Annotated in this window: 12 protein-coding genes; 11 read left to right on the top strand and 1 reads right to left on the bottom strand. The window is 71.3% G+C overall.

Going from position 1 to position 11,563, the window contains the following annotated elements; all coding sequences use genetic code 11:
• Window positions 1–189 precede the first annotated feature (189 nt).
• From nrdR to thiL, 6 genes are all read left to right on the top strand, one after another.
• Window positions 190–669, top strand: coding sequence for a transcriptional regulator NrdR (gene nrdR, locus AC27L4_RS09880; RefSeq protein ID WP_487141950.1), 480 nt, complete (start codon window positions 190–192; stop codon window positions 667–669).
• Between the two features lie 204 nt (window positions 670–873).
• On the top strand, window positions 874–1,983 hold the full coding sequence (ribD, locus tag AC27L4_RS09875) for a bifunctional diaminohydroxyphosphoribosylaminopyrimidine deaminase/5-amino-6-(5-phosphoribosylamino)uracil reductase RibD (RefSeq protein ID WP_487141949.1): 1,110 nt from the start codon (window positions 874–876) through the stop codon (window positions 1,981–1,983).
• Between the two features lie 2 nt (window positions 1,984–1,985).
• A complete protein-coding gene (locus AC27L4_RS09870; protein WP_487141948.1) occupies window positions 1,986–2,603 on the top strand; it encodes a riboflavin synthase in 618 nt (205 codons plus the stop codon).
• A gap of 84 nt (window positions 2,604–2,687) precedes the next feature.
• Window positions 2,688–3,194, top strand: a complete 507-nt coding sequence (locus tag AC27L4_RS09865; protein ID WP_487141947.1) for a 6,7-dimethyl-8-ribityllumazine synthase — start codon at window positions 2,688–2,690, stop codon at window positions 3,192–3,194.
• The gene (gene nusB, locus AC27L4_RS09860) at window positions 3,191–3,652 is read left to right on the top strand and encodes a transcription antitermination factor NusB (protein ID WP_487141946.1); all 462 of its coding nucleotides are present in this window, start codon (window positions 3,191–3,193) and stop codon (window positions 3,650–3,652) included. The genes AC27L4_RS09865 and nusB overlap by 4 nt, the downstream gene beginning before the upstream one ends.
• A 283-nt stretch (window positions 3,653–3,935) precedes the next feature.
• Window positions 3,936–4,922 carry a thiamine-phosphate kinase gene (gene thiL, locus AC27L4_RS09855; RefSeq protein ID WP_487141945.1) on the top strand — a complete coding sequence of 329 codons (987 nt, stop codon included), beginning with the start codon at window positions 3,936–3,938 and terminating at the stop codon, window positions 4,920–4,922.
• A 90-nt stretch (window positions 4,923–5,012) separates the two neighbouring features.
• On the opposite strand, the gene AC27L4_RS09850 is transcribed toward thiL, so the two are convergent.
• Window positions 5,013–5,267, bottom strand: a complete 255-nt coding sequence (locus tag AC27L4_RS09850) for a type II toxin-antitoxin system ParD family antitoxin (RefSeq protein ID WP_487141944.1) — start codon at window positions 5,265–5,267, stop codon at window positions 5,013–5,015.
• 193 nt (window positions 5,268–5,460) lie between these two features.
• On the opposite strand from AC27L4_RS09850, the gene AC27L4_RS09845 reads away from it, so the two are divergent.
• The 5 genes from AC27L4_RS09845 to AC27L4_RS09825 form a co-directional block, all read left to right on the top strand.
• Entirely contained in the window at window positions 5,461–6,444 is a 984-nt protein-coding gene (locus AC27L4_RS09845; protein WP_487141943.1) for a BMP family protein, read from the top strand.
• Window positions 6,445–6,606: 162 nt separating this feature from the next.
• The gene (locus tag AC27L4_RS09840; RefSeq protein ID WP_487141942.1) at window positions 6,607–8,058 is read left to right on the top strand and encodes an amidase; all 1,452 of its coding nucleotides are present in this window, start codon (window positions 6,607–6,609) and stop codon (window positions 8,056–8,058) included.
• Entirely contained in the window at window positions 8,055–9,581 is a 1,527-nt protein-coding gene (locus tag AC27L4_RS09835; RefSeq protein WP_487141941.1) for an ABC transporter ATP-binding protein, read from the top strand. The genes AC27L4_RS09840 and AC27L4_RS09835 overlap by 4 nt, the downstream gene beginning before the upstream one ends.
• Before the next feature lie 57 nt (window positions 9,582–9,638).
• Entirely contained in the window at window positions 9,639–10,688 is a 1,050-nt protein-coding gene (locus AC27L4_RS09830) for an ABC transporter permease (protein WP_487141940.1), read from the top strand.
• Window positions 10,685–11,563, top strand: an 879-nt coding sequence (locus AC27L4_RS09825) for an ABC transporter permease (RefSeq protein WP_487141939.1), incomplete at its 3' end; no start/stop codon positions are given. The genes AC27L4_RS09830 and AC27L4_RS09825, both read left to right, overlap by 4 nt.

The raw sequence follows: 11,563 nt of genomic DNA, 5'->3' as shown, positions 1-11,563 counted from the left end.
AAAGCCTCGTAACGCTTTGTCGAGGCGGTCCTCGGCACAGCCCTGCGCCGGAGGCTGCGCCTGAGCAGGTTCTCCCGGACCCGCTTACACTTGTGAGCCTGAGCAGCATTGATTTTGCATTGAAAAATGCAAAATCAATCGTGGCGAGAGCCACGAGAAGCTGCTTGGGCATCGGCATGAGGTTGTGGCATGAAATGCCCCTATTGCGGCGGTCTGGAAACCCAGGTCAAGGACAGCCGCCCGACCGAAGACGCGACCTCGATCCGCCGCCGCCGCGTCTGCCCCGATTGCGGCGGCCGCTTCACCACCTTCGAGCGGGTGCAACTGCGCGAGCTGACCGTGGTCAAGCGCTCGGGGCGCAAGGTGCCGTTCGAGCGCGACAAGCTGCAGCGCTCGGTCGAGGTCGCCCTGCGCAAGCGCCCGGTGACGGAGGAGCGGATCGAGCGGCTGGTCAACGGCCTGGTCCGCCAGATCGAGAGCCTGGGCGAGAACGAGGTCACCTCCGAACAGATCGGTGAATTGGTGATGGAGGGGCTCAAAAACCTCGACGACATCGCTTATGTCCGCTTCGCGTCGGTCTACCGGAATTTTCGCGAGGCAAGGGATTTTGAGGCGTTCCTGGGGAATCTGTCGACCGACGAGGCCAAGGGCGCTTCGCTGGACGAGTGAGGGTGTGGCCGAGGCTGTGCCTGTCGGCTTTGCTTGCGGTCGTGCGGGACACCACGCCTCCGATCTCACCGCGACGCCGCCAGCATCCGCGCCCGAAGCAGAATCGGGCGCCGGAAGCCTTCTCCACCTTCCCCGCTCCGCGGAGAAGGCCTTTTGCGCCTCCTTCCGTTTCGGGCGGAGCTCCGTCCGCCCGGCAACGCCCCGATGAGTGCCGATCCCGCTCTCGACCAGCGCTTCATGCAGATGGCGCTGGCCATCGGCCGGCGCGGCCTCGGCAGCACCTGGCCCAACCCGGCGGTGGGCTGCGTCATCGTCCGCGACGACGGCGGCGGCCCCTATGTGGTGGCGCGCGGCTGGACCCAGCCGGGTGGGCGGCCTCATGCCGAGACCCACGCGCTGGCCCGGGCCGGGGCGCTGGCCAGGGGCGCGACCGCCTATGTCACGCTGGAGCCGTGTTCCCATTTCGGCCGGACCGGCCCCTGCGCCGACGCCCTGGCCCGGGCCGGCGTCGCCCGGGTGGTCGGCGCGATCCGCGATCCCGACCCGCGCGTCTCGGGGCGCGGCTACGGCATGCTGCGCTCCTACGGCCTGGCGGTGACGGAGCGGGTGTGCGAGGAGGCGGCGCGCGATGCGCATCTCGGCCATTTCTCCCGCGTCATCCGCGGCCGGCCGGCGGTGATCCTGAAGACGGCGCTCTCCTGCGACGGCAAGGTCGCCGGGCCGGGCGGCCGGCCGGTGCGCATCACCGGCCCGGAGGCAAGCGCGCGGGTGCATCTCATGCGCGCCCAGTCGGACGTGATCGCCGTCGGCATCGGCACGGCCCTGAACGATGATCCGCTGCTGACCGTGCGCCTGCCGGGCCTGGAGGCGGCCTCGCCGGTGCGGCTGGTGTTCGACGCCGGCCTGCGCCTGCCGCCCGACTCCAAGCTCGTCCAGTCCGCCAGGCAGGTGCCCTTATGGATCATGGCCGCGGAAAATGCGCCGGTGGAGCCGGAGATCGCCCTGGCCGGGCGCGGCGTCGAGGTGATGCGGGTGGCGCGCAAGGCCGACGGCCTCGATCTCGCCGCCGCCCTGCGGCTGCTCGGCGCACGCGGCGTGACGCGGCTGTTCGTCGAAGGCGGTCCGACCCTGGCGCAGAGCCTGATCGCCTCCGACTACGTCGACGTCGCCGTGCTCTTCACCGCGCCCGAACCGATCGGCGAGGGCATAGCCGGTTTCGCGCCGGACACGCGGGCGGCGCTGGCCGCACGCCTGGCCCGACTTGAAAGACGCGCCGCGGGGCGCGACACCGTCACCATTCTGCGCAGGAGCTGACCATGTTTACCGGAATCATCACCGATGTGGGCGAGGTGGTCTCGATCGAGGATCTGGGCGCGACCAAGCGCATCGCCATCGCCTGTTCCTATCCGATCGACTCGATCCCGATCGGCGCCTCGATCGCCAATGCCGGCATCTGCCTGACGGTGACGACCCTGGCCGCCCGCGGCAACACCGCAACCCTCTTTACCGTCGACGCCTCGTCCGAGACGATCGATCGCACCACGCTCGGCGCCTGGCGGCCGGGCCTGCGGGTCAATCTGGAGCGGGCGCTGCGGATCGGCGACGAGCTCGGCGGCCACATCGTCTCGGGCCATGTCGACGGCGTCGCCGAGATCGTCTCGCGCGAGGATCAGGACGGCACGGCGCGCTTCCTGTTCCGGGCGCCGAAGGCCCTGGCCAAGTTCATCGCCGAAAAGGGCTCGGTGGCGCTGAACGGCACGTCGCTGACCGTCAACGGGGTCGAGGACGACGTGTTCTCGGTGACGCTGATCCCGCATACCCTGGCCGTCACCACCTGGGGGCAGGCCAGGGCGGGCGACCGGGTGAACATCGAGGTCGACACCATGGCGCGTTATGCCGCACGGCTTGCGGACACGCGTGACGCGGGCTACTGAAACCGCGAATTCGAAATGTCGCCGCATGCCGGGGCCCTCCCATGGGGGCTCGGACATGCTGCGTGGAGAGACAGAGGTTTTCCCATGGCCGGTCCCCGCCGTTCCGCCGATACCGCCACCGCCGAGTTCGGCGGGCCGTCCGCCCCGCATATCCTCGTGGTCGAGGCGCGCTACTATGACGAGGTCGCCGACAGCCTGCTGGGCGGCGCAACCGGCGCCATCCGGGCGGCCGGCGCCAGCTTCGACCTCGTCACGGTGCCCGGCGCCCTGGAGATCCCCGCGGCCGTGGTGATCGCCCTCGACGCCGCCGCGGCCCGCGGCCGGCCCTACGACGGCGTGGTGACGCTCGGCTGCGTGGTGCGCGGCGAGACGACGCATTACGAGATCGTGTCGGAGGAGAGCGCCCGGGCGCTGATGGACATCTCCGTGGCGCGCGGCCTGCCGCTCGGCAACGGCATCCTCACCGTCGAGAACGACGAGCAGGCACGGGTGCGCGCCAGCATCTCCGAGATGAACAAGGGCGGCGGCGCGGCCGAGGCGGCACTGCACATGGTTGCGCTGAAACGCCGTCTCCATGGGGTGAGCGAATGAGCCGCGCCGAGAAGCGGGCCGCCGCGCGCCTGGCGGCCGTCCAGGCCCTCTACCAGATGGAGATCGCCGGCGCCGGCGTCGCCGACGTGCTCGCCGAGTTCGAGGCGCACTGGATCGGCCGGGAGGTCGAAGGCGACGAGTACAAGCCGGCCGAGGCCGCCTTCTTCCGCGACATCGTCGGCGGCGTCGTGCGCGAACAGCGCAGCATCGACCCGAAGATCGACCAGGCGCTGGCCGAAGGCTGGCCGCTGAAGCGCATCGAGGCCATCCTGCGCGCCATCCTGCGCGCCGGCGCCTATGAGCTGGCCGAGCGCCACGACGTGCCGCCGCGGGTGACGATCAGCGAGTATGTCGACGTCGCCCACGCCTTCCTGGACCGCGACGAGGCCGGCATGGTCAACGCCGTGCTCGACCGGATCGCCCGGGTGGACCGGCCGGAGGATTTCATCAAGGCGTGAGGCGGCCGGAGGGGCGCCGACGTGTTCTTGGTGCGCCGTCGGCCGATCCCCTCCCCCTTGTGGGGAGGGGTAAGGGGTGGGGGTCCATCGAGATGAGGCTCGTTCCATCCGGCTGTCGCCACCGGTTCGGGGCGGTGGCGCGCCATGCTGATGCCAAGTGGTTGAGGATGAGGCTGCTTCTGCACGACCCCCACCCCCTACCCCTCCCCACAAGGGGGAGGGGAGCGGCCGGCGTCGCGCTTGATACCGCGTCCGCCGCCATGCCTCGACCGAGGCGGCGGCCTTGACCCGTTCTTCCGAGGACGACCTGATCGCACGCTATTTCGCGCCGCTGGCGACGTTGCCGGGCGCCGATGGACTGCGCGACGACGCGGCGGTGCTGACGCCGCCGGACGGCGCCAGCCTGGTGGTGACGGCGGATGCGCTGGTCTCGTCCATGCATTTCCTGCCCGACGACCCGCCGGAGACGGTGGCGGCCAAGGCCCTGCGCGTCAACCTGTCGGATCTGGCGGCCAAGGGCGCCGCGCCGTACGCCTTCACGCTGAGCCTGGCGCTGCCCGACGACTGGACCGAAGACTGGCTGGCGGGCTTCGCCGCCGGCCTCGCGCGGGACGTGGAGGCCTTTGGCTTCGCGCTGCTCGGCGGCGACACGGTGCGGACGTCCGGGCCGCTGACCATCGCCGTCACCGCTTTCGGGCTGGTGCCGTCGCCCCGCATCCCGCGCCGCGGCGGCGCCAGGCCCGGCGACGCGCTCTATGTCTCCGGCACCATCGGCGACGGGGCGCTCGGCCTGGCGGTGCGCCGGAACGAGGCGGCGGTCTCCACCCTGCCGCAACCGATGCGTGAGGCCCTGGTGCTGCGCTACCGCCTGCCGCAGCCGCGCGTGGCGCTGGCGCCGGCCGTGCTGGCCCATGCCTCGGCGTCGATGGACGTCTCCGACGGCTTCGTCGGCGACCTCCGGAAGCTGCTGCGCGCCTCGGGAGCCGGCGCCGAGATCGAACTCGCCGCCGTGCCGCTGTCCGAGCCGGTCCGCACCGCCATCGCGGGCGAGCCCGGCCTGTTCGAACGGGCGCTCACCGGGGGCGACGACTACGAGATCCTCTGCGCCGTGCCGCCTGAGCGCTGCGCCGCTTTCGAGGAGCAGGCGAGGGCGGCCGGGGTTGCGGTGACGCGCATCGGCACCGTCGTGGCGGGGCGGGCCGGCGCCTCGTTCCGCGACGGGGCGGGCCGGGAGAGACGCTTCGCCTCCGGCAGCTTCAGTCATTTCTAAAGGGCGAGGGATGGGCTTTCGGAAGCGATGAAGAGTACGATCTCCGTCAAATCGGACTCGGCCAGGTCGGAAGACCTGCAGGCAGCCATGTCAGCCGGCCATGCGCCTGATCCTGGCCTCGACCTTTTCAAAAACCTGGTCTGCAGGAGCGGTTGAGCCCTCGGCGCGGCTCCGGCTTATGGAGTGTTCGATGTCTTCGACCTGCAGCTGATGCAACCGGTTCTGCTCTTCGAGCAGGGGCAGGCCTGCCCGGACAACCTCGCCGGCGTTCTTGAAGCGGCCGCTTTCCAGCGGCTCGTCGATGAATCGTTCGAAGTGGTCGCCGATCCTGAAGCTCCGCGTCATGCCGGCCTCCTGATGCGATTGGCTTGCATCCAGTCACAGTCTCACCGGCCGGCGCGAGACAATGCCGCGCCTGTCCCGCGCGGGATCCACCGCATTCCTCGCGGGGTAGGAGGCGTGTCCCATCCTTGACAAGTTCCAATCTGCGACGTCATTTTTTGATCGGACGGACAAAAAACAGCAGGGGATCCCAATCATGTCGTTCAAGCTTTCCCGCCGCGGCTTCCTGGCCGGGTCGGCCGCCGCGGGCGCGGTGTCGCTCGGCCTGCCGGGCGTCGCCGCCGCCGCGCCGATCAAGGTGGCGTGCATTCACGCCTCGCCCGTCGAGAACGCCTGGAACTCGCGGCTGCACAAGGCACTGCAGGACGCCGCCCAGGAGGGCAAGATCGAGTACGTCTTTTCCGAGAACGTCTCGGGCACCGACTATGCCCGGGCCATGCGCGAATATGCCGACCAGGGCGCCAAGCTGATCGTCGGCGAGATCTATGCGGTCGAGCAGGAGGCGCGCCAGGTCGCGGCCGACTATCCCGACACCGCCTTCATGGTCGGCTCGAGCGGCGGCCCGCAGGGCGACAACCTCGGCACGGTCGGCACGTGGAACCATGAGGCGGCCTATCTCACCGGCATGCTGGCCGCCCATCTCAGCAAGACCGGCGTCTACGGCTCGGTCGGCGGCTATCCGATCCCGGAGGTCAACCGGCTGATCAACGCCTTCCGCCTCGGCGTCAGCGAGGTCAAGCCGAACCAGAAGTTCCTGATCGGCTTCATCGGCACCTGGTTCGATCCGGCCAAGGCCAAGGAAGCGGGGCTGGCGCAGATCGATGCCGGCGCCGACATCCTGTTCGGCGAGCGCATCGGCACGGCCGACGCCGCCAAGGAGCGCGGCAAGCTCGCCATCGGCTCGCTGATCGACTATTCGCCGCGCTATCCCGGCGTCGTGTTCGCCAATGCGATGTGGAACTATCGCCCGATCCTCGACGCGGCCCTGGCCGACGTCACGGCCGGTAAGCCGGTCGGCAAGGACTACAGCCCCTATTCCTTCATGAAGCATGGCGGCAACGACATCGCCTTCGTGGCGGACATGGTGCCGGCCGAGGCGGTGACGGCGATGGAGGCCAAGCGCAAGGCGATCAAGGACGGGTCCTTCACCGTGCCGATCGACGACAACGAGCCGAAGTAAGGCGCAACCGGCGTCCGTCCGCGCTCACCGGACGGACGCTGCGCCCGTCGGCGGGATGGCCGGGGACAGGTGCCCGAGCCGCTGCGCCGACGCATGATTTCTGAACGTCGTGCCTGCGGCACCCGGTATCCTGCCCGGGTGTCGCCCGATTCCCGTGAGCCCATGGCCGCTGCATCCCTCCCTTCGACGCGCTCCGACGCCACCGCCCTGGCCGATGCGATCCGGCGCGGCGAAACCTCGGCGCTCGCCACGCTCGAGGCGAGCCTGGCGGCGGTGGCGGCCGACGGCCTCGGCGCGGTCTGCCGCATCGAGCCGGCCCTCGCCCTCTCGCGGGCCGCGATGATCGACATGGGGCTGGCCGCCCGTTCGCGGCGCTTCACCCTGCAGCCTTTCGCCGGCGTGCCCTTCCTGATGAAGGATCTCGGCAACGCCGCCGCCGGCCTGCCGCCGGCGGCGGGCTCGCGCGCCATCGCCGGGCGCATCGCCGGGCCGGGCGGCGACTCGGATCTTGCCCGGCGCTTCAAGGCGGGCGGGCTCGTGCCCTTCGGCCTGACCACCACACCGGAATTCGGCCTGGCGCTCTCCAGCGAGCCGGCCGTCGGGCCGATCGCCCGGCACCCGCTCGATCCCGCGCGCAGCCCGGGCGGCTCGTCCGGCGGCGCCGCCGCGGCCGTCGCCGCCGGCCTGGTCGCGCTCGCCCATGCCACTGACGCCGCCGGCTCGATCCGGGTGCCGGCGGCCTGCTGCGGCCTCGTCGGCCTCAAGCCTTCGCGCGGCGCCACGCCGGGGGGACCCGCCTTCGGCAACCACCTGATGGGCCTTGCGGGCGAACTGGTGGTGAGCCGATCGCTGCGCGACACCGCCGCGGCGCTGCGGGCGGTCGCGGGCCTGGGCTTCGGCCCGTTCGCTGACCCGGATCTGGAGGAGGGGTTCGACGAGCCGCCCGGCCGGCTGCGGATCGGCGTCGTCACCGGCGCTCCCGGCCTTACCGTCGCCGACGAGCGGCAGGCGGCCGTCGCCCGGGCCGGCGAGGTGCTGGCGGCAGCCGGCCATCGCATCGTGCCGCTGGCGCCCGATCTCTTCGCCGGCCTCCTCGCCGCGTCGGCCGAGATCATCCCGACCATCCTGTCCGCAGGCCTCGCCGTCTGGCTCGACGCGCTCGAACCCGCGGTGACCGACGACGAGATCGAGCCCCTGTCGCGTGCCGTGGCCGAACGCGGCCGCGCCCTGCCGGCGACGGCGCTGTTTGCCGCCGATCGCCGGGCGGCGCTGACGGCGCACCGGGCATGGCTGCTGTTCGACAAGGTCGACGTGCTGCTGACGCCGATGCTGTCCGGCCCGCCGCCGCGGCTCGGCGCCTTCCCGCTCGACCACGGCGACGTCGACGGCCACTGGCGGCGCATGCAAGGCTTCGCCCCCTATGCGGGCCTTGCCAATGTCGCGGGCCTCCCGGCGCTGACCGTGCCGCACGGGCTCGACCGCGACGGCTTCGCGTTGCCCGTCCAGCTCCTCGGTCCGATCGGCAGCGACGGGCTGCTGCTGCAGCTTGCCGCCGGCCTGGAAGCCGCCGAGCCTTGGAGTTTCGCCCATCCGGTCGCAGGAATGCCCCTATGAGCGCCGCCACCGTCCTCGACCTCTCCGGCATCACCAAGCGCTTCGGGGCGCTCACTGCCAATGACGACATCAGCCTGACCCTGGCGGAGGGCGAGGTGCTGGCGCTGCTCGGCGAGAACGGTGCCGGCAAGACCACGCTGATGAACATCCTGTTCGGTCACTACGCCGCCGATGCCGGCACGGTCACCGCCTTCGGCACGGTGCTGCCGCCGGGCAGGCCGCGTGCGGCGATCGAGGCCGGCATCGGCATGGTGCACCAGCATTTCACCCTGGCCGGCAACCTCACCGTGCTCGACAACATCATGCTCGGCACCGAGCCGCTCGGCCGCCTTTCCTCCAATCGGCGTGGTGGGCGGGCCAAGCTCGCGGCCCTGGCCGGGCGCTTCGGCCTGGTCGTGGACCCGGACGCGCGCGTGGCCGATCTCTCGGTCGGCGAGCGCCAGCGCGTCGAGATCCTGAAGTCGCTCTATCGCGATGCGCGCATCCTGATCCTGGACGAGCCGACGGCGGTGCTGACCACGCTGGAAGCCGAGACGCTGTTCCGGACCCTGCGGGTGATGACCGGCCAGGGCCTGTCGGTGATCTTCATCTCGCACAAGCTGCACGAGGTGATGGGGGCCGCCGACCGGGTCGTGGTGCTGCGCGGCGGCAAGGTCGTGGCCGAACGGCGCACGGCCGAGACCTCTCGGGGCGAGCTCGCCGAGCTGATGGTCGGCCGCCGCGTCACCCGGCCGGTGCGCGAGCGCCGGGCGCCGGGCAAGGCGGTGATGCGGGCCGAGGAGGTCAGCCTCGGCCGTGGACGAGGTGCGCTCGACCAGGCGAGCTTTTCCCTGCACGAGGGCGAGGTGCTCGGCATCGTCGGCGTCGCCGGCAACGGCCAGGCCTCGCTCGGCCGCCTGGTCGCCGGCCTGGAGGCGCCGGAGGGCGGCCGCTTCGAGATGTTCGGCGGGGCCGTTGCCGCCGCCGATCCGCGCGGCTTCGTCGCCGCCGGCGTCGGGCGCGTGCCCGAGGACCGTCACGCCCAGGGCACGATCGGCGAATTGTCGGTCTGGGAGAACGCCGTGCTGGAGCGAGTGCGCTCGCCGCGCTTCTCCCGCGCGGGCTTCGTGCGCCGCGGCGCGGCGATCGCCTTTGCCCGCGACGTCATCGCCCGCTTCGACGTTCGCGGCGCCGTGCCGGAGACGCGCATCCGCCTCCTGTCCGGCGGCAACATGCAGAAGCTCATCCTCGGCCGCAATCTCGCGATGGGACCGAAGATTCTGATCGCCAACCAGCCGACGCGCGGCCTCGACGAGGGCGCCATTGCCGCGGTGCATGGCGAGATCCTGGCGGCGCGCACAGCCGGCGCCGCCGTGCTGCTGATCTCCGAGGACCTCGACGAGGTCGCGGCCCTGGCCGATCGCATCCAGGCCATCGTCAAGGGCCGGCTATCGCCGCCGGTGCGCAGCGAGGAGGCCGACCAGCGGGCGATCGGGCTGATGATGGCGGGTGTCTGGGACGGCGTGGAGGCGAGGGCGACATGAGGAGTGGGAGCCTGCGGGGCCGTCGATCCGGCCGTCGCCAACCGGCGGAGCGCCGCCATGCGCTTTGAACGCCGCGCCCACGTGCCGCTTGCCGTGGCGCTGGCGGCGCCTCTCGCCGCCGTCGCCGTGTCGCTGTTGATCGCCTCGGCGCTGATCGCCGTGACCGGCGCCAACGTGCTCGAGGCCTATCGGCGGCTCTTCATCGGCGCCTTCGGCTCGCAGCTGTCGATCACCGAGACGCTGACGCGCTGCTCGCCGCTGATCCTCACCGGCCTGGCCGCCGCGGTCGCCTTCCGGGCGCGGCTGTGGAACATCGGCGGCGAGGGCCAGTTCTACCTCGGCGCAATCACCGCGGCGGCGTTCGGCTCGGCCTCCGGCCTGGCCTTGCCCGCGCCGCTGCTGATTCCGGCCGTGATGCTGCTCGGCGCCGGGGCGGGCGCGCTGCTGCTGCTGGGGCCGGTGGCACTGCGGCTGCGCTTCGGCGTCGACGAGGTGGTGACGACGCTCCTGCTCAACTTCATCGTCCTGCTCTTCGTGTCGATGATGATCGAAGGGCCGCTGAAGGATCCGACGGCCTTCGGCTGGCCGCAATCCCGGCCGGTGGTGGCGGAGGCGCGGCTGCCCAAGCTGGTGCCGCGAACGCGGCTGCATATCGGCCTGCTGGTGGCCGTCGGCGCCGCCCTGACGATCTGGCTGGTCCAGGCGCGCACCGTGTTCGGCTTCGAGGCGCGGGCCGCCGGCCTCAACCCGGAGGGGGCGCGCTTCGCCGGCGTGCCGATGACGCGCACGCTGCTCAAGGTCGCCTGCCTCTCCGGCGCGCTCGCCGGGCTGGCCGGCGCGATCGAGGTGATGGGCCTCAAGGGCTATGTCACCACGGATCTGTCGCCCGGCTACGGCTATTCCGGCGTGGTCATCGCCATGCTGGCCGGCCTGCATCCGATCGGCGTCGTCGCCAGCGCCCTGTTCGTCGCCACGGTCTTCGTCGGCGCCGACGGCATGAGCCGCGCGCTCGGCATTCCCAGCTACATCGCCGACGTCATCGTCTCGCTGTCGCTCCTGTCGATGCTCCTGGCCGTCTTCCTCACGAGCTACCGGATCCGCCGATGACCGACGCGCTGGAGATCTTCCTTTCCGCCAGCCTCTGGGCCGCGGTGCTGCGCATCGCCACGCCGCTGCTGTTCGGCACGCTCGGCGCCCTGATCTGCGAGCGGGCCGGCGTGCTCAACCTCGGCATCGAGGGCATCATGACGCTCGGCGCCATGGTCGGCTGGATGACGGTCTACCAGGGCGGCGACCTCTGGCTCGGCCTCGTCGCCGCGGCGCTGGGCGGGGCCGTGTTCGGCCTGCTGCACGCCGTGCTCACCGTGCCGCTCGGCCTGTCGCAGCACGTGACCGGGCTCGGCATCACCCTGCTCGCCTCCAGCCTGACCTATTATGTCTATCGCCTGGCGCTGCCTGGCATCTCGACGCCGCCGACGATCGAGCCGTTCAAGCCGATCGCCGTTCCCGGCCTCTCCGACATCCCCTTCCTCGGCGAGGCCCTGTTCTCGCAGACGCCGCCGACCTATCTCGGCCTCGCCCTGGTGGCTGTGCTGGCCTATGTCCTCGCCCGCACGCCGCTGGGGCTGGCGGTGCGCATGGTCGGCGAGAACCCGCACGCCGCCGAGGCTCAGGGCATCGATCCCACCAGGATCCGCATCGGCGCCGTGGTGTTCGGCAGCGCCTTGATGGGCGTGGGCGGCGCCTACCTGACGCTCTGCGCCTTCAACAGCTTCTTCCCGACCATGATCCAGGGCCGCGGCTGGGTGTGCATCGCCCTGGTGGTGTTCTCGTCCTGGCGGCCGGGGCGGGCCCTGCTCGGCGCGCTGCTCTTCGCCCTGTTCGACGCCTACCAGCTGCGCCTGCAGCACGTGGCGCAGGGCGTGGTGCCCTACCAGATCTTCCTGATGATCCCCTACGGGCTGTCGATCCTCGCCCTGGTG

The organism is Labrys sp. Lb11 (genome assembly GCF_057554225.1).
Note: the sequence above shows the minus strand (reverse complement) of the source record. Positions and strands in the feature narration are given on the sequence as shown.